General features: G+C 38.3%; 23 protein-coding genes. 13 read left to right on the top strand and 10 right to left on the bottom strand.

The features are described 5' to 3' along the window. Positions 1–71: 71 nt before the first annotated feature. Entirely contained in the window at positions 72–2675 is a 2604-nt protein-coding gene (locus BP861_RS10525; RefSeq protein WP_292375219.1) for an S-layer protein domain-containing protein, read from the top strand. 336 nt (positions 2676–3011) lie between these two features. Here BP861_RS10525 and BP861_RS10520 read toward each other — a convergent pair whose 3' ends face one another. Further along, positions 3012–5021, bottom strand: a complete 2010-nt coding sequence (locus tag BP861_RS10520) for an S-layer protein domain-containing protein (protein ID WP_292375216.1) — start codon at positions 5019–5021, stop codon at positions 3012–3014. Between the two features lie 774 nt (positions 5022–5795). Further along, on the bottom strand, positions 5796–6320 hold the full coding sequence (locus BP861_RS10515; protein ID WP_422656682.1) for a winged helix-turn-helix transcriptional regulator: 525 nt from the start codon (positions 6318–6320) through the stop codon (positions 5796–5798). A 291-nt stretch (positions 6321–6611) separates the two neighbouring features. On the opposite strand from BP861_RS10515, the gene BP861_RS10510 reads away from it, so the two are divergent. Next, a complete protein-coding gene (locus BP861_RS10510) occupies positions 6612–7067 on the top strand; it encodes a YqaA family protein (RefSeq protein ID WP_292375210.1) in 456 nt (151 codons plus the stop codon). A gap of 853 nt (positions 7068–7920) precedes the next feature. On the opposite strand, the gene BP861_RS10505 is transcribed toward BP861_RS10510, so the two are convergent. Continuing rightward, positions 7921–8055: a hypothetical protein gene (locus BP861_RS10505; RefSeq protein WP_292375208.1), complete on the bottom strand. Its 135-nt coding sequence runs from the start codon at positions 8053–8055 to the stop codon at positions 7921–7923. Positions 8056–9075: 1020 nt separating this feature from the next. On the opposite strand from BP861_RS10505, the gene BP861_RS10500 reads away from it, so the two are divergent. Beyond that, positions 9076–10206, top strand: coding sequence for a cation diffusion facilitator family transporter (locus tag BP861_RS10500; protein WP_292375206.1), 1131 nt, complete (start codon positions 9076–9078; stop codon positions 10204–10206). A 486-nt stretch (positions 10207–10692) separates the two neighbouring features. On the opposite strand, the gene BP861_RS16125 is transcribed toward BP861_RS10500, so the two are convergent. Next, positions 10693–11859 (bottom strand): PKD domain-containing protein, encoded by a 1167-nt coding sequence (locus BP861_RS16125; RefSeq protein WP_394339175.1) that lies wholly within the window; start codon positions 11857–11859, stop codon positions 10693–10695. 769 nt (positions 11860–12628) lie between these two features. On the opposite strand from BP861_RS16125, the gene BP861_RS10490 reads away from it, so the two are divergent. Both BP861_RS10490 and BP861_RS10485 read left to right on the top strand, forming a co-directional pair. After that, complete coding sequence (locus BP861_RS10490; RefSeq protein ID WP_292375205.1) at positions 12629–13876, top strand: right-handed parallel beta-helix repeat-containing protein; 1248 nt, start codon at positions 12629–12631, stop codon at positions 13874–13876. 328 nt (positions 13877–14204) lie between these two features. Then, entirely contained in the window at positions 14205–14426 is a 222-nt protein-coding gene (locus BP861_RS10485) for an SHOCT domain-containing protein (protein ID WP_292375202.1), read from the top strand. A 57-nt stretch (positions 14427–14483) separates the two neighbouring features. Here BP861_RS10485 and BP861_RS10480 read toward each other — a convergent pair whose 3' ends face one another. Both BP861_RS10480 and BP861_RS10475 read right to left on the bottom strand, forming a co-directional pair. Continuing rightward, positions 14484–15122, bottom strand: a complete 639-nt coding sequence (locus BP861_RS10480; protein WP_292375200.1) for a GNAT family N-acetyltransferase — start codon at positions 15120–15122, stop codon at positions 14484–14486. 408 nt (positions 15123–15530) lie between these two features. Further along, positions 15531–16490 (bottom strand): hypothetical protein, encoded by a 960-nt coding sequence (locus tag BP861_RS10475; protein WP_292375198.1) that lies wholly within the window; start codon positions 16488–16490, stop codon positions 15531–15533. A 185-nt stretch (positions 16491–16675) separates the two neighbouring features. Between BP861_RS10475 and BP861_RS10470 the strand changes: the two genes are divergently transcribed. Next, positions 16676–17086, top strand: coding sequence for a hypothetical protein (locus BP861_RS10470; protein ID WP_292375196.1), 411 nt, complete (start codon positions 16676–16678; stop codon positions 17084–17086). Between the two features lie 1164 nt (positions 17087–18250). Here the strand turns inward: BP861_RS10470 and BP861_RS10465 are convergent. Beyond that, positions 18251–18703 (bottom strand): hypothetical protein, encoded by a 453-nt coding sequence (locus tag BP861_RS10465; protein WP_292375194.1) that lies wholly within the window; start codon positions 18701–18703, stop codon positions 18251–18253. A gap of 632 nt (positions 18704–19335) precedes the next feature. On the opposite strand from BP861_RS10465, the gene BP861_RS10460 reads away from it, so the two are divergent. From BP861_RS10460 to BP861_RS10430, 7 genes are all read left to right on the top strand, one after another. Beyond that, positions 19336–20043: an energy-coupling factor ABC transporter permease gene (locus BP861_RS10460; protein WP_292375192.1), complete on the top strand. Its 708-nt coding sequence runs from the start codon at positions 19336–19338 to the stop codon at positions 20041–20043. After that, entirely contained in the window at positions 20040–20381 is a 342-nt protein-coding gene (locus tag BP861_RS10455; RefSeq protein WP_292375190.1) for an energy-coupling factor ABC transporter substrate-binding protein, read from the top strand. Before BP861_RS10460 ends, BP861_RS10455 begins: the two co-directional genes overlap by 4 nt. Before the next feature lie 112 nt (positions 20382–20493). Continuing rightward, entirely contained in the window at positions 20494–21276 is a 783-nt protein-coding gene (cbiQ, locus tag BP861_RS10450; RefSeq protein WP_292375187.1) for a cobalt ECF transporter T component CbiQ, read from the top strand. Between the two features lie 11 nt (positions 21277–21287). Next, positions 21288–22649 (top strand): energy-coupling factor ABC transporter ATP-binding protein, encoded by a 1362-nt coding sequence (locus BP861_RS10445; RefSeq protein ID WP_292375186.1) that lies wholly within the window; start codon positions 21288–21290, stop codon positions 22647–22649. A 308-nt stretch (positions 22650–22957) separates the two neighbouring features. Next, positions 22958–23242: a DUF378 domain-containing protein gene (locus BP861_RS10440; protein WP_292375181.1), complete on the top strand. Its 285-nt coding sequence runs from the start codon at positions 22958–22960 to the stop codon at positions 23240–23242. A gap of 453 nt (positions 23243–23695) precedes the next feature. Further along, complete coding sequence (locus tag BP861_RS10435) at positions 23696–23818, top strand: hypothetical protein (protein WP_292375180.1); 123 nt, start codon at positions 23696–23698, stop codon at positions 23816–23818. After that, positions 23815–24297, top strand: a complete 483-nt coding sequence (locus tag BP861_RS10430) for a collagen-like triple helix repeat-containing protein (RefSeq protein ID WP_292375177.1) — start codon at positions 23815–23817, stop codon at positions 24295–24297. Before BP861_RS10435 ends, BP861_RS10430 begins: the two co-directional genes overlap by 4 nt. Positions 24298–24641: 344 nt before the next feature. Here the strand turns inward: BP861_RS10430 and BP861_RS10425 are convergent, their stop codons facing one another. From BP861_RS10425 to BP861_RS10415, 3 genes are all read right to left on the bottom strand, one after another. After that, positions 24642–25484, bottom strand: coding sequence for a TIM barrel protein (locus BP861_RS10425; protein ID WP_292375174.1), 843 nt, complete (start codon positions 25482–25484; stop codon positions 24642–24644). A 14-nt stretch (positions 25485–25498) separates the two neighbouring features. Further along, complete coding sequence (locus tag BP861_RS10420; RefSeq protein WP_292375171.1) at positions 25499–25834, bottom strand: hypothetical protein; 336 nt, start codon at positions 25832–25834, stop codon at positions 25499–25501. Positions 25835–25945: 111 nt separating this feature from the next. Next, a complete protein-coding gene (locus BP861_RS10415; RefSeq protein ID WP_292375168.1) occupies positions 25946–26416 on the bottom strand; it encodes a phosphopantetheine adenylyltransferase in 471 nt (156 codons plus the stop codon). Positions 26417–26571: the final 155 nt, after the last annotated feature.

Genomic DNA, 26571 nt, shown 5'->3' with positions numbered 1-26571 from the left:
TTTTTCCTATTTTTCCTTTCGGATTCCTGAAAGTTATGCTCCCGGTTAATAAAGTACAGAGGAGGCTTAATTTGGGGATTAAAAGCGATATAAAGATTTTATGTTTATTTCTGGCACTCGGGTTGCTGTGCATAAATGCGGCTGCACAGGCTTCAGATTCGACAGGTAATCGCATCTGGGATGAAAATGCAAATGAGAGCCTTACCTACACATGGACGCCTCAGACCTATTCGGGCTTTTATTATGATCTAGATACCGGAGAGGGTTCTGAGAATCTAACAGTCCAGCTCACTAAGGGCAGCCGGACAATTGGAGAGAAAAACCTGCAGTACGAAACAGTTCCCATACAGACCGATTTTGAGTATGGAAATTGGGGCTCTTATGAGGTCATAGGGTTTATGGCCGAGCGCTACTTTTCAGGGTACACCACAAACTCAAGCTTTGCAAAAGATGAGATTAGTGTTATCTCTGACGGGCAACTTTCAAAAGTCCTGATAGATACCGATGATAGGAAGTCCCTGTATACAGGTTCTTCTCTAGTTCTTGAAGAAGGGTATTCTCTGAATATGGTTGAGGTTGATATTAACGGAAATACTGTCAGGGTACAGCTTGAAAAGGACGGCAAGATAATCGACGAAGCTTTCCTGTCCTCCGATAGCAGCTATGTATATACAGCCGATCTCGGGGATACCAAAGATGTGCCTATAATTGCAGTCCATTTCGCTCAGATCTTCAGCGGCAGAGAAACTAATGCGGTTTTCGTGGAAGGAATTTTCCAGATCTCGGACCAATACTTACAGATCCAGAATGGAGATGAGTTCGGGGAAATGGAAGTCAGTTCCACTTCAAGTTCAGGCATAAAAATGAGAAACAGCGACTCGATCTCGCTTAGCAAGGGCGACACTATTGATGTCATGGGTAAACTGAGTTTTGTTGTGGCTGATGCCGACGATCTTCGTTTTGCCCCGATAGTTGAAACCTCCGAGCCCGGAACTTATGATTTAAGGGGAACCGTACACGATGATAAGTTTGATACTACGGTCTGGACGCCTTTTAACTTTGAAGGTTTCTACTATAATATTGACGAAAATGTCTCCACTGAAAGCCTTGTCATTGAAAAGCTCGATGGCAGGACAATTGGGGATGAAGACCTGGTCTATTCCACAAAGCCTGCAAATGTTGAATTTGAACATGAGGGCTGGGGAAGTTATGAGGTTGTCGGCTTCATGGCAGAGAAGTACTTTGCAGGATATCCTGAAAACACTCTTGGAAAGTCAAAGAGTGTAAGTGTACTTTCGGACAATGTCCTTTCAAAAGTTCTTATTGACGATAATGACAAAAAATCTCTGTTTACCGGCTCTTCTTTGGCTCTGGATAATGGCTATTCCCTTAAGGCAGCCGAGGTCGATGTTAATGGAAAAAGCGTACTCCTCGAGCTTTATAGGGATGGACAGCTCCTTGACTCGGGAATAGTTCCCCAGAATGGGGACTACGTTTACGAAGCCGATATAGGTGGGGCTGAAGATGTCCCGATGATCGCAGTCCATGTAAGTACGGTCTTCCGTTCCACCGAAACAGATGCCGTATTTGTAGAGGGAATCTTCCAGATCTCGGATGATTACCTGGAAATTTCGGAAGGAGATTCTTTCAGGGAAATGAAAATAAGTTCGATTTCCGACTCAGGCATCACAATGAAAAACAAGGACTCAATCTCCCTTTCAAAGGGTGATGTCATTGACCTGATGGGCAATGTCAAGTTCAGAGTTGCCGATTCTTCAGTCCTGCGCTTTTATCCCTTTGTCGAAGTCAAGACAGAGGCAGGAGAGCAGCTGGATATCGAAATGCCTGATGCGCTTGTAGTCGGAAAGCCAACCGAAATCCTGGTAACGGCGAGAAATGTTTCAGTCGGCGGGGTTGAACTCTCTATTGGAAACGAAAGCATAGGCACTACCGGAGACGGCGGGAATCTCACTTTTACTCCAAGTAGGGAAGGTAGATTCACTGTAACTGCGAGCCGGGAAGGTTATGTTCCAGGAACTAAGGATATAGACGTTCTCGCACAGGGAGTCTTGAAACTTTTGGTTTCAGTTTCACCTGAAACTGTCCGGGAAGGAGACCAGATTAGCATAAAGGTCACGGACTCTGTAGAAAACAAGCCTGTTGCCGGAGCAGATGTCTTTTTCGGCGGACAAAAAATTGACGCACAGACAGACGCAAACGGTATCACATCTTACTGGGTTACTGCGCCGGGTACGTATGTGGTAAATGCTACAAAGGCCGGTTATGAAGAAGGAGAAACCCAGATTGAGGTGACTGAGAAAGTCGCACAGTTCACATTTTCAAACCTCACGATACAGCCTACTTCAGTTGAAGCTGGAAATGCGGTAAATATCAGGGTAGATGCCATGAACAATGGAAGCGTTACAGGAGAATCCACAGTGGAATTGCTGGTTAATAACAAATCAGTTGATTCCGAGAACATAACTCTCAGTCCGGGTGAGAGCAAAGCACTCGAATTCTCGCACACTGAAAACGAGCCAGGGACATATACCGTTGAAGTAGGAGGCCTGAGCGAAAGTTATGAGGTGACAAAAAAAGCTCCTTTCTTCAGCGGGATGGCTACACTTGGAATACTCGCCACAGCCTTTGTTATCCTGCGGAAGAGAAGAAACTAATTAACGCGTCTGGCTTGTATTAAAGCTGTATGGGTTTTATTCTAAAAGTGAATATGGCTTTAATATAGTTTTAATGCCTGCGCTTCGGCAGAAGCTGGGAATAAGATTCAGGATTTCCGGCCTTCTGCTTTTTATTTTCACTTCTTTTCTCTATTTTTGTTCTATTTTTGTTCTATTTGGACTTCCTTTTGCTTTGATGAGAAACTCTTAGTTGGAAGCAGAAACGCTACAGAATAATGGTTGATTTTACAATGCTTTATTAAGACCCTATTCGGGAACATAAAAATGCTAAATTAAAAGAAAGAAGGATTAAGAAAATCCCTCATTCTTGAGAATTTATCTGTTCTTCCTGATAATGTAGGCGACTAACAGCAGTCCGAAGATTGCTGTGGCAATCTCAAAGCCAGGAGTTTTTTTCTCTGTTGCAGTGGTGTTTGCAGCAGCCGGAGTTTTTGTAACTGAGGTCTCCGTAGGAGTGCTCGCGTTTACACTTGGAGTTTCAGTAATGTTCGCAACCGGAGCTGGAGTAACACTTGTGTTATTGGTGCTTGTTGCGTTACTCGGAATGGTTGTTTCGTTACCGATTATCTGCTGAACGTATGGATAGTATCTGAGCTCATCGGAGTCGGCGACCTTGAAGTACATTCCCTGTCCTATTTCCTGATCAGAGTCTCTAGTCAGACTGAATGTATTTTTGTTATCGATGGTAATGGTAGGGCCGTTGATGGCTACATCATCAAGTTTGCCGAATTTATCACTAGTATTGATCTTCATGGCGTTTGCATAGTCAATGAGCCAGAGACCTTTAATCTGTGCAATGCTGTCGACTGTGCCCTGGAAGACCTGGTTGACATGGACCTTCAAGACAGGAACATTGTCTTCGCCCTGCACGTTGTCAACTTCGCAAGTCCAAGTATGATTTCCAGTATCAGTTGAGACGATCTGGTCATCCACATACTGTCCGTCCTTATCGAATTCAAGCCAGACCTTCTTACCATCAACATCTACCTGCTTAGCCTGGAGACTGTACCCACTGCCGAGGTCAAGGGTTTCGCCGGTTCTCATAGTGTACTTGTCGTCACTGTCAAGAACGAGCTTGGCAATCTTACTGGCGTCGTTGGGTTTCAGCGGGACATACTTCTGCGCAAAGAAGCCGAGAACTGGGTACGTTCCATTGAAAGCATCACTGGCTTCATAATCAACACTCTTTATAGTGGTGCTGTAGTTGAGGCCATTTTCAGGAATAGTTCTTCCGCTAATGCCAGAAACGCTCAAAGTTTCGGTTCCAACGTTCTTATTCAGATCGTAGAAGAAGCCAGCAAAGTTGTCTGAAGTCCAGGTGTAAGGCTGTGTGCCGGAAACAACGGTTCCTCTTATATCATAGGTTCCAGGAGTTGCTTGCTGCTTAAAGGCATAGAACCTGAGCGCATCGGAGTCAGCAACCCTGAAGTACAGCCCCTGTCCTATTTCCTTATCGGAGTCTCTAGTCAGACTGAATGTATTTTTGTTTTTGATGGTAATGGTGGGCCCATTGATGGCTACATCATCGAGTTTGCCGAATTTATCGCTAGTATTGATCTTTATGGCGTTTGCATAGTCAATGAGCCAGAGAGCATCAATCTGTGCAATGCTGTCGACTGTGCCCTGGAAGACCTGGTTGACATGGACCTTCAAGACAGGAACATTGTCTTCACCCTGCACGTTGTCAACTTCGCAGGTCCAGGTATGATTTCCAGTGTCAGTTGAGACGATCTGGTCATCCACATACTGTCCGTCCTTATCGAATTCAAGCCAGACCTTCTTACCATCAACATCTACCTGCTTAGCCTGGAGACTGTACCCACTGCCGAGGTCAAGGGTTTCGCCGGTTCTGAGGGTATATTTGGTATCACTGTCAAGAACGAGCTTGGCAAGCTTGCTGGCGTCGTTGGGTTTCAGCGGAATATACTTGTCTGCAAAGAAGCCAATCACGCTGTAATTGCCCCAGCCGACATCTTTATTCTTATATTCGCTCTGTCCGATTGTTGTTGTATATATTAAACCGTCCTCTCCTATAGTCCTGCCAGAAGTACCAACAACGTTCTTAATGGAAAGAGACTCGGTTGTCACATTGTCATCAATGTCGTAATAGAATGCTGCAAATTTGTTAGCATCCATTGTAATAGTTGTACCGTTACCATATGCAGTATTTGTAAGGATGTCGGTTAAACTTGTGCCATTGTACACAGGGCCGCGGATCTCAACTGTACTCACTACTGAGGTTGTATTATTCTCAGCCATTGCGGCGGATGCAAATACAGTCAGAAGCATGAGAGCTGCCAGTGCACTTGCTGCAAATCTCTTCATTTTATTGTTTCCCCCATATTTGTTAGATCTATCATTTGTAAGAAGAATTATCAGAATCAATAATGAAGGGATTTCACTATTCTTCATCAACCAAATTTTAGATTACGTCAATTGACGAAGATGGATTCACTTCTCCCCATCCCGAAAATTGGTTCACAGATTTTTATAAAATAGTGTCTTATATATCTTTTTTGGTCGTTAATTTATGTAATCTAAGGGAGCGTGGTGAATTTTCGATAATTATCGACGTAATCTGTAGATTATACCGTCAACTATACAGAACCTTAATTATTCGAATATTGCACTAATATTCGACAATTGTACTAATTTTCGAATAATGTACCAGAATAATTATTATATTTAGTGAGGAATAAAAAATGAAGGTTATTGCGGTGATAAATCGGGATCAACACCGCAAAATATCTTAGGCCTTCGTCATATGAGGATGTGGCGGGTTTTTCCAAGTTTCTTCCATGTTTCCCGCCACAATAAATAATTTAAACTTTTGTTCATTAAGCATAACAATTTTCGTCCATTTTTATCCGGTTGAATTTTAATGAAGTAGGACTTAGGGAACGAGACTAACCCATAACTTTGATCATTTAGCAGTACCTGATTGATGTTTTCCTTACGTTACCTACAACATCGCTTGTGGTTCGGTTTAAATGCCATACTGAAGGTCTCTTAAAGAAGTGTTAAGTTTACCGGAAAAGAATAGAAAAGCTATATTTCGATCACATTGAAATAATATCAACCAAGTGATGGATGACTAAACTACTTAGAGTTCTTGAATTCCCACGTCTCTATAAAACTATCAACCAGAGTATCGAGAAAACTTTCTTTATAGCATATAAGGAGTTCAACAACTGCGGTAGGATCAATGATTGTAAAGTTACTTATCCTTCCGGTTTTTTTTCTTTCAATTACTCCAGCTTCAACAAGTTTGTTCAGATTCCAGGAAATGGTTGAGGGTGAGAGACCAACAGCTAGAGAGAGATCTTTATTATTAAGGTCAGGATTATTGAGTAGTTGGATGAGAATGTGCCTGCAGCTGGATCTTCTTAACAAAGACAGTATTTTTCTCTCTTTTTCGTTTAAGTTCTTATCTATTACAAAATAGCGAAGGTAATCATCGTCATTTGAAGCTACTATCAGTTTTTTCTTTTCCAAATAATGAAGGTGATACTGCAAGCTGCCTACTACCAATTTCAGCCTTCGCTCGAGTTCTCTAAAGTGGACTCCAGGAGATTTGTTTATTTGTTCGTAAATTTTCCTTCTAGTCTCAAGATCTAGTTCCATTACTATCTTACCTTTTTGTGATCATAAAAAGGAAAAATAAAGCAGGCGCCGCGAATTTAGTAAACTTCCCCAAACCTCGGGTATTCACCCGCTTGAGGAAAAAATACTTGTTGCATCCAAGATCGATATGAAAATAATCTGCATTCAGTGTAGTAGAAAAATAAGTTAGGAATAAAGGTAACTGAACAATTACGATTTATTACAAAACAACGGCTGGTTCGTTATAAAATAATGGTTAATTTGGTGTCTGAAACGACAGCTTCAAATACTGAATTACGATTGTTGAATAGAATGTTTGAAGCTTTGAGCTCCTTTATTGCCGATTACGGTTACCTGAATCTCTTTGTCCTGAGCTTTCTGGCTTCCACAATTTTGCCATTAGGATCGGAAGCGCTGGTGGTAGCTCTCATTTATCAGGGATTTAATCCTTTTGCTGTTGTTCTAGTAGCGACTTCAGGTAATTATCTCGGATCATGCACAACGTACTATCTCGGGCTAAAAGGGCGTCCGGTACTTGAGAAATACCTTTCTCCTTCTCCTGAGAAGCTTGAGAAAAGTGAAAGGCTCTTTAAAAAATATGGCATCTACACCCTTCTTTTCACCTGGGTGCCAGGTATTGGAGACGCGATTACTATGGTTGCCGGGCTTATGCAGCTTCCTTTCCGATACTTCTCTATCCTTGTCTTCCTTGGAAAATTCGGGCGTTATTTTGCAATCGCTTATTTGACAGTCTTTTTTAGCAAGTGATTTGCGATTTCGAGATATATTTATTAATTCTTTCTTGAGTCTAATTTATTTAAATAATCTTTTTCCTGAACCTTATTCATTTAAGTAAACTTCTTCGTAAATTTTAATTTCATCCATCTTCTTATTTCCAGGTATATCTTCCAAAAATCCTTCTTTATACGGAGCAAATAGATATATTTATGTAATACGAAATACAATATTTAATTGTTAAAGCAAATTTAATTGATTTTATTGCTTTGATTTATTTTTATTGCCTGTCTTCCAGGTCTTTAAAAACGGGCTCAATGTCTAACTATAACCTCCATTTTTTATTTTTTGATCTTTTCTTTTTCTTTTCTTTTTTCTCATTTTGTACTCAATTTAACTTTACATTTCACAAAACACGATTACTTCAATAAATTTCCTTACTTTTGTCTTTCGGCATTGTACTGGATTTATATATTGTACTGAGTTTATCACGTGACCCACAATTTGCTTCTTTTAATCAGTGTTCTGATAATCAATGGGGTTTTCATTGTGATAATACTCTGAAACTCTGATGACTGCAGAGTAAAATGGATTATGGGGTATATTATGAACCAAAAAATTATTCTGAATCAAAAAAGGTAAGTGATAAGATTTCCATTGGTTTAAGTTTATTTTTTCCTTACTGCGGGATATCTGGAGGTTTGCTCGAGAGTATCTCCCTCGAGCGATATTTGGCAAGGTATTATACGGTTTTTGCGTGATTTTTTGGAGGTTTGCCTATTTGTATGTTTTAGAGATCTGCTCCAGTGTATCTGTTCTCGATTGATATTTGATAGATTCGAAAACCGGATTATAATTATTAAATTTTATTTTTAATTGTTATATTTTATTCTTCATCTATTGCACTGACATAACTGGGAAACAGGAGCATGTAATTTTCCTGATAAGATTTTCCATCCTCATTGATATCAAGACTCCATATAATCTCAGGTTTTCTTGTTATTGATCTTGTTTGAATCATCTAATTCCTCCGAATTCTATCTCATTCAAGAGTTTGCTCTTTTTCTATATAGGTGCACGTTTCCCGGGATTGAACATTCCCGGGATGAACACTAGCTTATTGCATGTCTGTTTGCTCTTGGATAGGGGATTGAGTTCCTACCCAATTTAACTAAACTCGAAAACTAAGTAAGGATATGGATTTGGGTAACGGATCTTAGCTTCAGGGGTAATGTAAATTTAGAAGTAGGGAGTATCATTTAGAGGTAAGAGGTAAAACTTATTAAAGAAAAGCGTGCTGTTTTGGCAGAAATGGATAGGATATAAAGCTTCCTGTTCTGGAGAGGAAAAAGCCAAGTTTTGTGAAAACTGACGTATAAATATAACTTAAGTTCTGAACTTAAGTTCTGTCCTCAATTTGCACTTCAATTTTTCCTCTTTTCCTGCAGTTGTTTTTCACATTTACTCATATGCTAGGATAGATTCATCCTTTTTTATTTTCATTTTCAGGACTATTTTTCTAAATTCCTCATAATTTTATATTATGTTATAAGGCTTTGTAATAATAAAATTTTAAAACTTATTAAATATTCTAATTTCATCCTGTCACTGAAAACTGGGTATTTATGAATTATTCCGTCCGTACAAAAAATCAACATCACAGTCGGGTATCACTCCTGGAAACAGTTTCAACACTGATTTTTAGTAATAAATCTCCAGTTTTTTGTTTCTTACAGGAAAACTGAATATAAACCGCCTGAGAGAAAAAGTCCCTTCCTATGGCATTTCTCCAAAAAAACGTATGAATCCCTGCATAAATAATTATTTTCTAAAGATAACTACTTATTTATAAAAGCGCCGCCAAGTTTGCTTGATGAGCTTATCCCGTAAATCAAAATTTGCTCTTTGAATTTAGTCTCTGGGTGACTGATCGAGCTTCTTATCGTGAAAGATCATCCTTATCAATCCCGAAAATCTTTGATTATCAGGAGCGAGATGGGGTTTGGGATCGGCTCGAAATAGAATACTATAAGGTGTCAGTATGTCCGAAAAGCATTCTAATTCTCATCCTCAGGAAAAGGAGGGCAGTTCCGAACAGCTCCATGAGAATATTCGAAAAAACAGACTTTTCACTTTCCTCTCTCGTTTTCACGCCCATTCTCATGATCACTCCTATACTCATTCCCACGGGCACAGCCACACTCATGGGACTGTGGACCCTTCCATACTTGCTACTAACAAAGGGCTCTGGGCAGTAAAATGGTCGTTTATCGGGCTGATGATCACAGCAGTTCTGCAAATTTTCATTGTTTCTATCTCGGGAAGTGTTGCCCTTCTTGCCGATACCATCCATAACTTCGGGGATGCATCAACTGCAATTCCTCTTGCAATAGCTTTTTCCCTGGCCAGAAGAAAACCAAGCAAACGTTTTTCCTACGGATACGGCAGGGTAGAGGACCTTGCAGGTATAATCATTGTTCTCCTTATCCTTTTCAGTGCCGCGGTTGCGGGTTATGAGTCTGTTAACCGCTTCTTGAATCCTCAGCCTGTTGAACATTTGCAGGCTGTAGTTGCTGCCGCAATTATAGGCTGTATTGGAAACGAGGTTGTGGCCCAGTTCAGGATGAAAGTCGGAAAGGAAATAGGGAGTGCAGCCCTTATTGCAGACGGATACCATGCCCGAGTGGACGGCTTTACCAGCCTTGCAGTCCTCATAGGAGCCATCGGAATCTGGTTGGGATATCCGATCATTGACCCTGTCATTGGAATGTTAATCACGATAAGCATCCTCAAAATCGTCTTTGATTCAAGCAAGCTAGTATTTACCCGTCTTCTTGACGGCGTTGAGCCCGAAGTCATCGATAAAGTAAAAAATATTACTGAAAGTGTAGAAGGAGTCTGTGAAGTCACGGACCTTAGAGTCCGCTGGATAGGACATCGGCTCCATGCGGAGATTAATGCTTCCGTTGCTCCTTCTCTTTCGGTTGGGGAGGGGCATGAAATCGCCAATGCAATAAGAGAAAAACTTCTTGAAAACTTTTCTTACCTTTCCGGCACCACTATCCATGTGGATCCTCTTACAGCTTCAGGGGAATGCTGTCACTGTGAGCCTGAGAATCGGGAAGTACTGCATGGAAAACAAAAACATGTTTTAAAGGCTTATTCCCAATGAGATCTTAAAAAAATTGTAGTTTTAGTTGGCTTTTTACTGTAAGAATCTTATCTTTCTAAAAACTTGTCTTAATTTCTTCTTCAGGTTCCGGTGAAATTGCCGGAACCTTCAGGCTATTTTCAAGTAAAAAATGCAATAATTTCCTCAAAATATTTTATTTTGCCCTTTATCTCAATTGATTGGGTAGTGTAGCGAAAGTTCTGAAAAATCATAAATCTCGAAAAGTTACTATACCAAATTGTGAGATCGTATCCAGAAATTCAACTTTGAATTTGTAGAAAATTGGTCTACTGTCGGTAAGTCTGATTACTAACTTATAGAAAAAAAGTAGTCAATCATTAACACTCAAAGAAAATCGATTCGTATATATTTATCTATTAAATTTTTATAAAGATTGCTATTGATGCTGTTTTATCTACTCTGAATAATTATTTTTATTTTTGAAGAATAAATCCCCCACTCTTTTTAGATTTAAACTTCAATTTTTCAATTTAAGGGTTTATTTTTTTCAGAGAATAACCCCGGTCTTGTATTTGTTGTCACTTTTATGAAATTTGTCTTCGTTACAGTATTGCTACCTGCCACATTGGTCACTGTAAGTGTAACCTTATAGTTTCCTTCCTGTAAATACTGATGTTTTGGACTCTGTTCTGATGAAGATGCTCCGTCTCCAAAACTCCATTTCCATGAAGTAGGTATTCCTGTGCTTTTGTCAGCAAAGGCAACCATTAATGGTGCTTTTCCTGAGGTAGGTTTCGCAGAAAATGAAGCAACTGGTTTTGTTACTGCTTTTATATAGTTTGTTTTTGTTACCGTGTTACTGTCTTTACCATTTGCTGCTGTAAGTTTAACAGTATAACTCCCTACTTTGGAATACTTATGCGTTGGATTCTGCTGGGTTGAAGATGTCCCGTCTCCAAAACTCCATTTCCATGAAGTCGGCGATCCTGTGCTCTTGTCAGTAAACTTGACTGTCAATGGGGCTTTTCCTGAAGTTGGAGATGCAGAAAATTCAGCAACCGGGGAGGTTGAAGTGGTAAAACTAAAGTCATCAATGACATAGTAATTGGCAGCACCATTAATGACTATACTTGAGATTCCTGACTTATTGCTTATGTTAAGATTATACATTATTGGGCCGTGGTTATAACCATCAGTGTCTGGGATGCCGGTTTTAGTCTCGATTAATGTACCATTTGCGTCATATGCATCAAGGTATAAGTTGTCTTTTGACCAGTAATAAACTTCAACGTCAGAAACCGGATTGGTAAAATTGGCCTGAATTCTACCATCAGTAAAACTACCTGCAACATTTATTCCTGATCGTGGTGGATATCCTTCAACGTTTAAACTCTGACCAGCTGTTAAAATTTGCGGATCCCCTGAAAAAATCACACCTAGGTCTATGTACTGATCGGAAATAACCGTCCACTCTGATAAATTTTCAAAATCAATTGTAGCAATGTCAGAGAAGAATATTGGATCCGATGAAAACTTCACACCTTGATCTTCGTGCTGATTACTAGCAAGTTCACTAGATAATAATGCCGCAGAATCACTTGCAGTATCTGTAGATGCCATAACCGGAAGAACTGATACTAACAAGAGAATGAGAACTGTTAGTAAAACCAATATTGGCGAATTTTTATTCATATTATACCCCTAAATATTATATGTTGTAATTTTTATTCTTATGAAGTTTTTGTGATAAACATAAATTTGCTTTATTTGTAATTCAGTTAAGTAATTTGTTAACCTAAAATGGCTATTCAAATCAACAGAAGACATCGATTTCCAAAGTTTGGGTTTACATAAATCACTACAAAAATAACACATTATTTACATTTTGTATATTGGAAAATCGATGTATTCTGTTTTCACCGAATACAGAAGAAAGCACGTTTTATTCTTATCCCCGTTTTTGCAGTACATTATGACACATATAAATATATAACATTTTGTAAATATATATTCTATACCTAAATATGTTTAATATGTTATATGGTCGTTCATAAATATTTATATAAAAGGTTCTTTTGCAAAAACTTCTGAATAAGCATGTAAATCGGGTTCTGTTGCAAAAATAATATTTTCTCAGTTTGATATTATTATAATTCTTATCTTTATGTGTCGTTTTCGCTTGAATGAATATGTTTAACTTTCCGGATTGTGGTAGTTTTTAATGATTTTGTGAAAAAGCCAGATTTTTTGCACCACGACCGGAAATACCATATTTAATTTGTTAATCAACATCATACTTAATTTGTCAATAAACATAATGGAATTGTTTAAATAATTACTATAAGAATTTGTAGCTGCTATAATTCGTTGTTGTATTACTTTGTTGGTTTGTCTACTCATTTCACAACATATCTTTAAGGGATCTAAAAAAATGAAAATGTTTTCCGCTATTATTCTATTTATGTTACTGTCACCTGAAATGGCTGGAGCAGCAAACCAAAATGATATCAACCAAGAGCTTCAGCAGGGAGGTAGAATTCACCTTCCTGCTGGAACTTATATTTTGACAGACTTAATAATTCTTCAATCTAACACCATTCTAGAAGGTGAACCTGGAACTGTAATCACAATTCCAGATCACGCTGGGTGGCCTGCATGGAAACCATTAATCTCAGGAAATCGTGTTCAAAATGTCACAATTCGAAATTTAGAGATTAATGCAAACAGCAACGGCAATTCAGAAACTCCACATGGTGCAGGGTTTTATAACTGCATCTATATGATCGATTGCGATAATGTGCAGGTTTATAACTGCACTTTTCACAATAGTTTGGGAGATGGCCTGAGAACCAAAAGATGTGAAAACATTAAATTTTATAATAATCTTGTTTACAGACTCGGGCATGAAGGCTTCTATGGTATTGATAGTCAATATATTGAATGCTTCAGTAATCGAATAACTACAAGAACAAACAGTGGCCTCAGGATCTGGAACTCTGCAAATGTCAGATTCCATGACAATGTTATAGATGCGCAATTGGATGCCGGTGGTGGCGATCCTGGCATCCAGATAGAAGATTCAAAAGGCACTGTAAGTAACGTGGAGATCTATAATAATGTCCTTAATAGAACATGGGGAAAAGGTGTTTGGTTAGTTGCCTATGATGCAGGAGTCTCAAACACTCAGGGGGTTCTGATTCATCACAATTTATTCTATGAAATCGGACAGAGTTATAATATTCCATCTACAGGAGGGATAGTCAACGATGGATTCCAGGACACTCAGATTTATAACAATATTTTTGATGGGGTGAAAAATAATGCTTTTAGAAATCAAGCCGGAGGACAAGGTACAATAATAAAAGATAATGTTTTTACAAATACAGCTCAACATACTGCAATTTCTCAGACGGGAACAGGGTATGCGATTGCTGATCTTGTAGGAGCAAACCTTTCTGTAGTTAACAACTGTTTTTACAATAATGAAAAGGGGGATGTATATCAAACAAGTTTTTCTAATTCCGATTTTAGAGATCCTAAAACTAATCAGATTTCTTCAGGTTGGATCTGGACAGGCTCAACATGGACATGTAATTATGTAAAACCAATGGGATTAGGCTCTGTTCCACTTACTACAACCATTAGGTTACAACTAATGGCAATAATATACAGCATATTGTATTGTACAACATTTGTACACCATTTTTAAATTTTTTTAAACTTAACGCAATATAAAGTATGTGATATTACTAATTTTTGCAGCACTAAAGTCCTTTAAAATTACTTCTTATACGATTTCTTATAATAAAGTCCTTTAAAATGCGATTTCTTATAAAAACGTGCTCGGTATAGACTCCGCGATATTTTCTGAAACGCAATATTTTTCCTGTAAAACTATTGAATTATCTGGCTGCCTGGAAACTTGCCGTTTTCAAGTTAGATAATCGTTATCTTGTTTCATATCTTATTACAGTTTATCACATTAGAAACATAATTTATTTATTACATTAGCTAAATATATCAAATGAGGTCAATCAATGATAGGCTCAAGTGAAATTATAATGATCTTTGGAGTACTCATACTTTGGATTCCTATAATTGTACTAGCTTTTCTGTCAATTAAATATCTCATTAACCGAAGCAAGACACACGTGTGTGAAGGAAAGTCTGCACTGGATACAGCAAAAGAAAGATATGCTAAAGGTGAAATTACAAAAGAGGAATTTGAAGAGATAAAAAATACTCTGATTTCAAAGTAGTAACCTTAAAAGTCTTTTATCTTTTGCGTTTGACTGGGGAGCGATTGTTAGATGAAGTTACTTTACGTATGATCTTACTGCAATTGAGAATATCTCCTGGGAAGGGTTGTATCCTTTTTCTTTATATTCAAATTTTTTGTCATATTCTTCTGCATCATTTTCATTAATTTCTAATACTGGACTATATTTATACTTCCAGTTATGCCCTTTAACAACTCCTTCTTTTAATTCTAAAGCAAGCATGCTGTAAGGGTATTCACCATTCATATCGCTAATATTGAAATCTTTGCTGCTTTTAAAACCGTGCTTGCAATAGTTACAGGGGTCACCGAATATAACAATTACATTTATTCCATCGTTTTTAGCAATATCAATTGTGTGGCGAATTAATGCAGTGCCTACGCCTTTCCGCTGATATTTTGGTAATACACTTATGGGACCAAAACTCGCAATTTCTATCTTAATTCCATCTTCCGAATACAACCAGGCTTTGGTGTACATAATGTTACCAATTATTTCACCATTATATTCTGCAACAAAATCAAGTTTCTTAATAAAATCAGGATGATTTCTCATAATATGTACTAAATAATGTTCATTACAGCCAGGTACATAGAGATTCCAAAATGCTTCTCTCGTTAAGTTTTCTACTTGATTAAAGTCCTCTATTTTTTCATTGCGAATTGTAATATCCATGATTAATTCCTTTTTATTGTTTTATTCGGCATAAATATCTGATTTATATTAATTACACAATTCAATGATATTAAATATTAGTATATTGGACTGTATAACGTTTAAATACAGCAGTTTTTGCCTAAGATTACTGCATTTTTCCTTTTGTCTCAATAAATAGCCTTCAATTATAACTCTATTCGAGAAAAAATACATGATTTTATGAAAACAACTGTATACTAAGTAATATAACTCCTGTGCAGCTACACATGATGACCAGATCACATAGCTTAATGAAGTTACATAGAAACAGGCTGTTTATATCAGAGCTTATTCAAGAAAACGGAAAGTTAAATACAAAGATTTTGCCTGAGACAACTGAGAAAAAACCACAATGGAAATTTTGGAAAACATAGGATAACTAATGGATTAGTTTAAGCAATCCACATTTTCATTTTTTACATAAGTCCCACATATATTTACATACGGACATGTCGGTTGATCTTCTTTTTCGAACCATTCTCTAGATAGACATCTTCCACTGTTAAAATCTATTGCTTCATATGGTGACACAAGTCTCAGATAAGCACGACCGTTAAAAATTCCACATACTTGTGTGGTTTCTTCATCTTTCAAGGTTTGGTTTAATGCATAATAAACAGACCCAAGAAACAGATTTACTTTTACTTCGTAATCAGAAAGCGTTTTAAATATATCCTCAGCTACAAGTATATTCCCTTCTTTATCTGCAAGACTACGATGGAAATAAGATATTTTTGGTTCAAGCTCTCCTTTTTTTCTTCTTTCAAGGTCACTGCAATATCCAATACTCGAATGATTTATTGCATCTCTGATGTTTTTCAATTTTGGGAACCAATCATTGTGTCCATCTGCTAATGCTTTTCTTATTTCAATTGGCACTCTTTCATCCATATGGACTAACTTTTTAACTTGGTTCCCACTAAGTTTTCCGACAGCGGCATATTTAAACAGTCTTGAAGTTGAGTCCGAGGGTACACATCGATAATTCCCATATACAGCTGCAATAACAGTCCGAGTACAATCCACCGAAGAATAAAGTTCACAAAACATACTATCAACAATAGCTGCTAATTCTTTATAACAAATAGCAGTGGAGTATCCTTTTTTAATCAACTCTTCATAATCTTTATCCAAGCCATGGACTAATCTTTTAGAAAGATTCATTAAAGTAATATACCGATCAAAATGCTCATATGTACCAGAAATAGCTGACTCCACGTCTTGGCTAAATGAATATGTTGAGCTATGAAAAAGCTTAAACTTCCAAATTTGTCCCCACAAATGAGGAACAAAACTAATGGGCGGTTTTAAACCAATTAAGTCATCTTTTTTATTCTCTTCTACCATAAACTTACATATAACATTTTTTTATTTATGTATATTGATTTTTATCAGCGGACAGATAAAGTAGATGAAGGAAACTTACATAGTCAAAATAAAATGAAAAATGAAAACCGTTTAATTTTTTCAATTTTGTTGCTTGTATGCTTTTCTAGACTCAGTTATTCTGCAACATATAAGATACAACACTTATGGCCGATTACCACCCAGTTAAATGTCTAAAACGAGAAAATAAGCACAAAAGCGAAGCGTTTCTATACTGGGAAAATATGGGTGAGCTTCTTATAACCAAATACAGGGGCTTAGAATCAGCCGTCTTTTACTCTCAAGTTAAGCCAGGATATACTCATGGATGTTTTGAAATCTTAGACGGTTTTTTCCTTTTTTACATGTATGTTCTTTTATGTTCGGTTTACACTTTTTTTAGCAGTTCTCTTGCTACACATTTTCCTGCATACAGCAATATAATTAAGCATGTCATAAAGAATCGGTGGTCTGGTCCTGGGAATGATATAAGTGGAAATGATATCGTGAGAACAATAAGTCCTAATGCAAACCACATAATTACTTTAGTTATCCAGTTTGATGAATCATTAGAATAAGCGCGTGTTATTTTATAGCGTGTCCACGTTCCTAGAAGAATAGATACCATAAAGGAAAATGCGGCTAGAAATAATATTGCTTTTATTAATGAACCGTTGTCAAATAATGTATCATTTTCATATTCATTAAAATTGATTGTTTCGATCGCATATACTAAGAGCCATAGTAGTAATGCAGAGAACCCGATAATTTGGATTATTCTATCTTTTGTAGAATATATAGATGGTTCGATTTTATTATAAGTCCGAAGACTTTCAGTACCCAATCAATCACCTTTCTCAAAACTTAACGATTAACCTTAGGCACGTCTTCCTAAATTTATCTTTCTATTTTTAAACAAATTTTTACTGAAGCTCTTCTGAACTCGATAATTCCATAGATAAGAGGAATATGTAATTTTTCACCAATTACCACCCAGTTAAATGTCTAAAACGAGAAAATAAGCACAAAAGCGAAGCGTTTCTGAACTGGATGGAATTATGGGGGAGCTTCTTATTATTAAATACAGGGCTTAGAATCAGCCGTCTTTTACTCTCAAGTTAAGCCAGGATTTACTCACAGCTTTTTTGAGATCTTTTCCATTACGTATTTTCCTAAATACGTCAATGCAATTAAGTATATACCAAAGAACCGGTCGGATTCTGGAAAAAATATAAGTGGAATTGGCATCGTAAGAAAAAATATTCCTAATGCAATCCATTTAACTGAATTAATTATCCATTTTGACTGGTCATTAGAATAAGAATTTATTTTATAGTATGCCCATATTCCTAGAAGAATAGATACCATAAAGGAAAACGTGGCTAAATATAATATTAATTTTATTGAATCGTCTTCGTATTGGTTAAAATTGATTGTTTTGATCTCGTATACTACGAGCCATATTAGTAATGCAGAGAACCCGATAATTTGGATTATTCTATCTTTTGTAGAAAATGATGATGGTTCAATTTTATTATAAGTCCGAAGACTTTTAGTACCCAATTAATCACCTTTCTCAAAAATTAACGATTAACCTTAGGCACGCCTTCCTAAATTTATCTTTCTATTTTCAAACAATTTTTTACTGAAGCTTTTCTGAACTCGATCATTTTTTACTCATGGATGTTTTGAAATCTTGGATGGCTTTTTCCTTTTTTACATGTATGTTATTTCGTGTTCAATTACCATTTTTTTAACATTTCTTCTCTTACGTATTTTCCTGCATACGTCAATGCAATTAAGTATGTCGTAAAGAATCTGTTGGATTCTGGGACTAATATGTATAAAATTGACAGCATGAAAACTAAAAGTCCGAATGTAAACCACTTAACTAATTTAATTGCCCAATTTGATGGATCATTGGAATAAACACGTTTTATTTTATAGCATGTCCACGTTCCTAGAAGAATAGACACCGTAAAGGTAAATGCGGCTAGAAATAATAATGCTTTTATTAATGAACCGTCGTTAAGTAAATAACCGTCTTCGTATTGGTTAAAATTGATTGCTTGGGCCGTGTATACTACTAGCCATAGTAGTAGTGCAGAGAACCCGATAATTTGGATTATTCTATCTTTTGTAGAAAATGAAGATGGTTCGATTTTATTATAAGTCCGAAGACTTTCAGTACCCAATTAATCACCTTTCTCAACACTTAACGATTAACCTTAGACATGTCTTCCTAAATTTATCTTTTTATTTATGCGTGCTAACTTTCTCTGTGGTGGTTTGCTCATTTTGACAAAAAACCTGCTTTGTTTGCTAAAATCTGCTTAAATTTGCTATCTAAGGACATCCAAAAAACCACTTTTCAGCTTAGGTAATTACAAGAGTTAATTAAAATCGACTATTATTCGTTTAACCATTGGAAATGTAATTTTAAATTACAGTAGTTGATGTACTTTATTTTGTACTTCATGTGCGTTAGTCTGCACCCAACAGAGCTTGACAGGATAAATCGAAAGAAGTAGAGCCATTTTCCAAGTCTATGTATCTATTAATTCAACTTATCTTGTTCTTCTCTAAATTTCTATCACCTTTGAAACATTCTTACATTAAAATTAATTTTGTAAGCTCTCACGCGCCTGCTTCTTCGTCACCGTAACCTTTATGTAAGGAATAACGCAATTTAACTTGTCTTAAACTCAGTAACGTTTACTTGAGTAGCTTGCTAGTTTGCTTGCGTGGTTCATTAGTTTACTTGAGTAGCTCATCATTTTGCCTGAGTAACTCCTTCATCTTTACCTGATATCCCGATGGTGATCCCATGCATATAATGGAAGGCTTTTTACCCACACCCTGGTGGCAGATCTGGTTTGCAGTATCCATTCCAGTGATACTGTTCGGAATTCATAAGTTGAATAGACTGGTAAATGAAAAACGTGAGATTTTACCTCTACTGGCTGTTGCAGGTGCGTTTATTTTCGTGCTGTCCTCCCTGAAATTACCTTCTATAAACGGGAGCTGCTCGCACCCCACAGGAACCGGGATTGCAGCAATCATGTTCGGGCCGGCAATCTCTGCAGTGCTTGGGATAATTGTTCTTATCTACCAGGCGCTTTTCCTTGCGCATGGGGGACTTATGCCTCTTGGAGCAAATGTTTTCTCAATGGGAATAGCAGGGCCTGTGGTTGCATATCTGATATACAGGGCGGGAATGAAAGCGAATCTTAACTTCTACGCCGTGGTTTTCCTTGCTACAGCCTTTGGGGATTGGGCAACCTATGTAACTACCTCTGTACAACTTGCTCTTGCATACCCTGCTGGAGATGTGCTTACCCTTGCAGGTTTTATGAGTTCATTCGGCAAATTTGCTGCAATCTTTGCAGTGACTCAGGTGCCCCTTGCAATCATGGAAGGTGCTGTCAGTGCCCTGCTCTTTAAATACGTCGTAAACGTCAAGAGCGATATTCTTGTGGAAATGAAAGTCATTGAAGACAAAGTTGTGAAAAAGTTGAAGGGGATTTCCGCATGAGCAGGAAACTGGAATTTATTGTACTTGCAATTCTCCTGATCTTTGCAGCTCAGTTCATCTACATGTCTTCAACTACTGACGCTGAGTACGGAGGAGCTGACGGAGAAGCTGAAAAAGTGATAAATGATATTACTGGCGGGACCTACGAACCAGCTGCAAAACCTTTCTGGGAACCACCAAGCGGAGAAATTGAAAGCTTGCTTTTCGGCCTTCAAGCAGCCATTGGGGCAGGAGTTCTCGGATACTTCTTTGGCTATTACAGGGCCAAGAAAAACTATGAAAACAAGCTTGGGTACAAAGAAAATGGTAAATCCGAGGGTGACAGGCACTCTTTATAATTTCTTCTTCCGCCATGTTTGTTTCCTCCTTTAAAGGGAGGAAAGTTTTTATCTTTTGCCTTTTATTTTTAACATTCATTTTTAGTCTTATCCACCATCCTTGGGGTTCCCTATGACCAACATTCTTGATGATTATGCCCTTATGAGCCCTCTCAGGCAACAAAATAACTGGTTGAAACTGGCAATAGTTCTTTTCGGGCTGCTTGTCGGAATCTCTTCCACATCCCCAGTCCCTTCTCTTTTCATAGCTCTCTGTATGAGCTTTACAACAATTGCTCTCGGGAAGGCTCCCTTAAAATTATACCTGAAACTTTTGCTCGCACCGGTAGGTTTTGCAGTCGTAGGTATCCTTATAATTGCCTTCTTCTCAGGTTCGGGGCAGGAATTGCTCTCCTTTAAATTTCTAGGGTATCCTCTATCAGTAAGGAAAGACGGGCTTGAGCTTGCCCTGCTAGTACTTGCAAGATCAATAAGCGGGATGTGCTGCCTTTACTTCCTGGCGCTGACAACACCAATGATCGAACTTTTTGCATTGCTTAAAGCTTCCAGGCTTCCTGAATCTTTTATAGAACTCTCCATGTTGATTTATCGATATATCTTCGTCTTTCTTGACATGGCTCTCTCCATCAGGTATGCTCAGACTGTAAGGCTAGGGTATTCAAGTTTCAGTCGGTCTCTCCATTCTCTGGGCATGCTTGGAAGTACGCTTTTTATCCGTTCCTGGGAACAGGGAGACAAGCTCTTCCTTGCTATGAATTCAAGATGTTATGATGGAAAAATGACGCTTTTCGAAGTGCACAGGCCTGTAGGAACTCCTGAATTACTTCTTACTTCAGCCTATTTTTTCCTGACTCTTGCACTTCTTTATCTAACAAAAAACGCATCTATTGTCTGAGGTAGAAGATTATGATTATCCTTGAGGCCAGGGGCCTTAAATATGCTTACCCTGACGGAACAGTGGCTGTTCAGGATCTGAATCTTGAAATTAAAAAAGGAAAAAAGATTTCTTTTGTAGGGCAGAACGGCTCAGGTAAATCTACACTTTTCCTGCTTCTAAACGGAACACTTAAACCAGCCGAGGGCGAAGTTCTTTTCCACGGCGTTCCATTCAAGTATGATTCAAAGTCGCTAAGGGATATCAGGAAATCCATAGGAATAGTTTTTCAGAATTCCGATGACCAGATTTTTGCTCCCACTGTATACCAGGATGTAGCCTTCGGGCCGGCAAATCTGGGCTACTCAAAAGAAAAGGTTGATGCCTGCGTTCAGCAGGCGCTTGAGTATGTGGGTCTCTCTCGTTTAAAAGATAAGCCGCCTCATCACCTAAGTGGAGGGCAGAAGAAACGCGTTGCAATTGCCGGGATTATGGCAATGGAACCAGAAGTGATCATCCTTGACGAACCTCTCTCTAATCTTGATCCTGTAGGCGCGGATGAAATTATAGAATTACTTAACGAATTTAATCACTTCGGAAGCACTATTATTATTTCAACGCATGATGTGGACCTGGCATATCGCTGGTCAGATTATGTATTCCTCCTATCAAACAGCAAAATCATAGGGCAGGGCACACCGTCAGATGTTTTCAAAGAGCCCGAACTCCTCAAAAAGGCCGGGCTCCGCCAGCCCACTACCCTTGAGATCTATCACGAAATCGAAAGGAGAGGGCTTGCATATGGTAGGAACTCCCCTAAAACCATACCTGAACTTGTCAATACCTTAAAACCTCTGGACCTTATGTGGGTTGATGTTCCTCCAAGAGTCCGGGAAGGAGACAGCCTGAACATTGGAGTTATGTATGGAGAATATGCGACCCAATCCCCTTATGAGGCTATTAACGCTACAGTTCTGCACATCCATCCTAATGGTAGGGCTATTGTTGAGTTAAAGCGCAAAGGGATCAAAGCCGGCGGAGTCCTGATTTACGATACTGATAATTATTCCCTACCAGAAATAAAACAAATTCTTAAGGAAGGAGAAATCGCCTTTGTTGGAGCAATGGGCAAGAAAAGTAAAACCCTAGCCGAGAAGGATGGAATCAGGCTGGATGTTTCCTCAGGGGTAATAGACAAATCTATCTTGATGGCGCTCTGTGGAAAACGCTGTCTTATCCTTACGGCTGGCGGTATGGTTGATCATGCCTCCAAAAGAATAAAGGAATATGTGGAAACAAGCGGGATAGAATTTACTGTTGGAGTGGTTAACAGAGAAGAAGGCTGTGCGTGGCTTGAGGAGACCGAGGGCAGCACTGAAATGCTAAAGATGTAATTTCTCCTCCTTCTTCTCTTCTCTTCTCTTCTCTCCTCTTTCTGGATTTTCTAGGTTTCACTAATTTCACTAATTTCACTATAACCGCTTGAATATATTGTAATTGATGGATAATCTAAAAATTCATTTTAAAGTTCATTTCTTTTTACACCGGATAGCCAGGTTAAGGAATAGATTCATAATATCTTAGCTCCAACACTATTTACAAGAGCAAATAATCGGATCATTCCAAAGCCTGGAGTTTTCCAGTCAGAAAAAAATGATCTGTCCCTTGTGAATGCTCTATTTGAACGGGGAGGTTTGATAGTATGCATAAAATGAATAAACTATCTATAGATAATTTGTACATTCCATCCAAGCTGCTAATTATAATAGGCGCTCTTAACTGGGGTCTTGTAGGGCTCCTTAACTTTGACCTTGTAGCGGCTATATTTGGAAAGAAATCTTTTGTCTCGCGGCTAATCTACACTCTTGTGGGCCTGGCTGGAGTCTGCATGATAATGAAATACAAGGCACAATGTTTAGTTAAGGGGCAGCCAAAGGGCGAGCGCAAATATAGCGGTAAGCAATACAGTTGGAGCGGGATTCAATAATATGGAAATTGCCTCTTCAATCGGATTTGCTTAGAATGTGTCTTTAAATGTTATCTAAATAATATGTGCTTGCAGCACCAAGTACATATTAATCTCTTTTACCTTAATCTCTTTTACCTGTAAGTTTTTTAAATTAAGTTCAGCAAAATAAAGCTCTGGCTCCCATGTCAAAGCATATTCGGAGTCTAATCCTAACTGGGTCTAAAACTAGCTTGTAATATCAGAGCTATCTGCTGGGTAGGTTTTCTTTCTATAAAATATTGTTAGAGAAATGTTTTAAGAAAAAGCAATTCATTATAATAATATTATTGCATTATAATTAGTCTTCAAGTGGGGTATCACGGCTATTAGTTCCAACGATCTTTAAATTTTTTCAATTATATTTATTGAAAGGGCGCATAGCTGTGATCATTTTCCAAGGTTGAAAAGGAAACTTTAGAAAAGGGGGATAACATGAGCACTCAGAGCCAGGTGGAAAGCAGGTCTCGCAAAATAAAAGGTAAAGCCAGAAAGACTACAGGAAAGGCTTGGTATGCAGTAAGAAGTATCGTGAAGATCCAGGAGGATGGACCATGAAGGGTATCGCAAGTCTTCCAGAACATCATGTAAGGGGTATTGCGAAAACACCATCAGCTCGCTCAAAAGGTCTCGGAGATATTGGAGAAGCTCTTGAGGAGGCTGTAGGCGGTCTCGCTAGTAATTTACAGGGAGCCGTAAGCAATCTAACAGAAGAGACTACTGGGACTGGAGGTGGCCTAGGAGGAGTCATCACCAATACCCTTGTAGGCGAGCTTACCAAAAATACAGGGGGTCTTATAGATAAGCTCACAAAAAGTGCCGAAGGCTTTGTAGATGAGCTCACCAAGACCCTTACAGATAAGCTCATCAAAGCCCTTACGGATGAACTCACCAAAATTACAGGAGGCCTTACAGATGAGTTCACCAAAACTGTAGGAAGTTTTATAGATGAGCTTACCGACATAATTTTGGAGATCGCTTATGGAATCTCCAAGATATTGGAAAACTTACTGAAAAGGCTAGGTGTGGTCTCATAAACAATCTGTTGGCGTGCCAGAAATCGTACCGAGAAGTCTAAAGCTATTTTACTCAAATGGGAAAAATCTCTATTTTAAGAGAACTGTAAAAACTTTATTTTTTTATAGCTGTGTATAGTAACTAGAAAAAGAAAAGGGAGGTAAGCCTTTGGAAATTGATTTTTCTCAAAGCTGTGTTATGAGGGTAAGTATGTCCTGAACGGATTGCGTAACTGAATTCTTGTTATATCTCATAGTAAATTTGGCTCTGTAGAAAACCTATCTAAATCATCTACAATAGGCTGAAAACAAGGAAGTAAAAACAGGTTAAGCTATTCAGTTCTAATTAATGAAAATTCTTTATTTCAGAGGACTTCTACAGAACCGTAAATTTCCCTTAACATGAGTGCGTCTTCTTCTAGGATAGGGCTTTCAAGTATCACTCTTCCTCTGATTTTAAATTCTTTTAAGGCTTTCATAAGTTCGGGGTAATTGAGATCTGATTCTTTCAGGTTAAGATGCCGCTTTTCCCCATTCATGCCGTATTCTACTCCTGCGATATGCATGTGCATATTCAAAAGACCTTCCTTTCCAAGGCTTTCCTCGACCATGGAGAGAATTTCTGTAAACTCAGAATAAGAATTTTCCTTCCCTTCTCTTGCATGCAGATGGCAAAAATCAAGGCAAGGCAGGACTCTTTCGATTTCCGCGCTTAGCGAAAGCACTTCTTCAAGCGTTCCAAACTGCGTACGTTTGCCCATAGTTTCAGGGCGCAGGATTGCAGGGATTCCTTCGTTTCGGAGTTGTCCAGCAAGCTCTGAAAGAGCTTTTGACACGTTCTCAAAAGTATGTTTTTTGCTGCTTTTCTGATAAAATCCTGCATGAAGTACGACTGATTCGGCTCCGCAGAGGCTGCCTATTCTTGCGGCCTGGTAAATTCTTTCTATGCTCGCTTTTAATTTATCTTCTTCATAAGAATTTAGGTTGATATAATACGGGGCATGGACACTTAGGGCTACTTCTTCTTTCTTTGCAGTTTCCAGGACGTTTTTCGCCCCTTTTTCACTCATGCGCACTCCCTGGACAAACTCAAGCTCCATACAGTCAAGACCAAGTTCTCTTATCCGTTTGATTCCTGAAACACTGCTTGTTCCTTTTGTACTTCTCGGGATTCCTCCGGTTCCGAAAAGCAGGTGTTTTGAGGGCATTTTTAAGTATCCTTTCAGAAAATTCCCACGAAATCCTTTAGCTGCTTTGCCTTCTCAGGAGACAGCTTTTCGTCAATTACTGCAACCAGCTCTTCAAGGTCTTCCTCTACCAGAGATTGGACATCCTCCTTTCCTTCCAGGGCAAGCCCTACAAGGTAATCAAGTTCCTCAGGGTTCAGCCTCTCTAGCCTTTTCCTGAAGTCTTCAGGTGATTCGGCAAATTTGTGTGAAACCGGACGCAGGATAAAAGGAAACTGGTGACCTGCCTCCCTGGAGGTCAATCTTCCTCCGGCTTCAGGAGCAAGCTTGTTAAAAATCTCAATATCCTTCTGTGTAAACTCTCTGGGCATACTATCACTTTATGTTTCTATCCTAATTTATATCTATTTTAATATAAATGTAATTGAGTCTAACTCTTAGTGTTAGTTAAACTGTTTATTTCTAGTTAGACTGTGAAGTGCTCAATGCTTAATGTTCTCTTTCAGTCTGCCGTGCCTGTCAATTTCACCTTTTGCAATCCTTGTCGAGGAAATTGGGATTCCGTCTTCAGCCATTACATATTCAACGTATACGATTTCAAGGGGCTTCTTTCCTTTTTCTTCCCTGATTCTATTCATTTTAAGGGCGACTGGATACGTCTCAGGAGAGACAATTATATAATCGAAATTCTCTTCGAGAGCAGGGCCGTAGGGGTCATTCAGCTTTGTAATCTCATATTTGTCATCTGGAATTCCCATTTCTCTTATGTATTGCAGCAGCCAGTTTCTCCTTTTTTCATAATTATCAACGCTGTGGCTTTTACTTAGCATCTCGTCCGAGGTAAGCCCTATGTGGACTTTTCCATCCTTTGCTATCTCAAATGCTTTTTTAATCAGTTTGGCGTGGCCGTCATGAAAATATTGAAACGTACCGCCGACTGCGACCTTTGGCATGATGGGTGATAATCTACTAAGTAAAAAGAATTTTTGGTTTTTTCCGGTTTTTTAGATATTTTCACTTATTTTCTCTCTTTTTCCTCTTATTCTTCTCTTTTCCCTCTCTTTTCTCTCTTCCTTATTTTTTCTGGGCTTTTAAATGTGAGTGCCAG

The sequence above is a fragment of the Methanosarcina sp. UBA411 genome (genome assembly GCF_002495725.1).
In the GTDB taxonomy this organism is placed as follows: domain Archaea; phylum Halobacteriota; class Methanosarcinia; order Methanosarcinales; family Methanosarcinaceae; genus Methanosarcina.
Note: the sequence above shows the minus strand (reverse complement) of the source record. Positions and strands in the feature narration are given on the sequence as shown.

What these genes read in the sequence shown, in the direction of transcription:
- BP861_RS10520 (WP_292375216.1), bottom strand. Translation starts at nt 5,021, where the DNA reads ATGAAGAGATTTGCAGCAAGTGCACTGGCAGCTCTCATGCTTCTGACT.
- BP861_RS10515 (WP_422656682.1), bottom strand. Translation starts at nt 6,320, where the DNA reads ATGGAACTAGATCTTGAGACTAGAAGGAAAATTTACGAACAAATAAAC.
- BP861_RS10510 (WP_292375210.1), top strand. Translation starts at nt 6,612, where the DNA reads ATGTTTGAAGCTTTGAGCTCCTTTATTGCCGATTACGGTTACCTGAAT.
- BP861_RS10505 (WP_292375208.1), bottom strand. Translation starts at nt 8,055, where the DNA reads ATGATTCAAACAAGATCAATAACAAGAAAACCTGAGATTATATGGAGT.
- BP861_RS10500 (WP_292375206.1), top strand. Translation starts at nt 9,076, where the DNA reads ATGTCCGAAAAGCATTCTAATTCTCATCCTCAGGAAAAGGAGGGCAGT.
- BP861_RS16125 (WP_394339175.1), bottom strand. Translation starts at nt 11,859, where the DNA reads ATGAATAAAAATTCGCCAATATTGGTTTTACTAACAGTTCTCATTCTC.
- BP861_RS10490 (WP_292375205.1), top strand. Translation starts at nt 12,629, where the DNA reads ATGTTACTGTCACCTGAAATGGCTGGAGCAGCAAACCAAAATGATATC.
- BP861_RS10485 (WP_292375202.1), top strand. Translation starts at nt 14,205, where the DNA reads ATGATAGGCTCAAGTGAAATTATAATGATCTTTGGAGTACTCATACTT.
- BP861_RS10480 (WP_292375200.1), bottom strand. Translation starts at nt 15,122, where the DNA reads ATGGATATTACAATTCGCAATGAAAAAATAGAGGACTTTAATCAAGTA.
- BP861_RS10475 (WP_292375198.1), bottom strand. Translation starts at nt 16,490, where the DNA reads ATGGTAGAAGAGAATAAAAAAGATGACTTAATTGGTTTAAAACCGCCC.
- BP861_RS10470 (WP_292375196.1), top strand. Translation starts at nt 16,676, where the DNA reads ATGGCCGATTACCACCCAGTTAAATGTCTAAAACGAGAAAATAAGCAC.
- BP861_RS10460 (WP_292375192.1), top strand. Translation starts at nt 19,336, where the DNA reads ATGCATATAATGGAAGGCTTTTTACCCACACCCTGGTGGCAGATCTGG.
- BP861_RS10455 (WP_292375190.1), top strand. Translation starts at nt 20,040, where the DNA reads ATGAGCAGGAAACTGGAATTTATTGTACTTGCAATTCTCCTGATCTTT.
- cbiQ (WP_292375187.1), top strand. Translation starts at nt 20,494, where the DNA reads ATGACCAACATTCTTGATGATTATGCCCTTATGAGCCCTCTCAGGCAA.
- BP861_RS10445 (WP_292375186.1), top strand. Translation starts at nt 21,288, where the DNA reads ATGATTATCCTTGAGGCCAGGGGCCTTAAATATGCTTACCCTGACGGA.
- BP861_RS10440 (WP_292375181.1), top strand. Translation starts at nt 22,958, where the DNA reads ATGCATAAAATGAATAAACTATCTATAGATAATTTGTACATTCCATCC.
- BP861_RS10435 (WP_292375180.1), top strand. Translation starts at nt 23,696, where the DNA reads ATGAGCACTCAGAGCCAGGTGGAAAGCAGGTCTCGCAAAATAAAAGGT.
- BP861_RS10430 (WP_292375177.1), top strand. Translation starts at nt 23,815, where the DNA reads ATGAAGGGTATCGCAAGTCTTCCAGAACATCATGTAAGGGGTATTGCG.
- BP861_RS10425 (WP_292375174.1), bottom strand. Translation starts at nt 25,484, where the DNA reads ATGCCCTCAAAACACCTGCTTTTCGGAACCGGAGGAATCCCGAGAAGT.
- BP861_RS10420 (WP_292375171.1), bottom strand. Translation starts at nt 25,834, where the DNA reads ATGCCCAGAGAGTTTACACAGAAGGATATTGAGATTTTTAACAAGCTT.
- BP861_RS10415 (WP_292375168.1), bottom strand. Translation starts at nt 26,416, where the DNA reads ATGCCAAAGGTCGCAGTCGGCGGTACGTTTCAATATTTTCATGACGGC.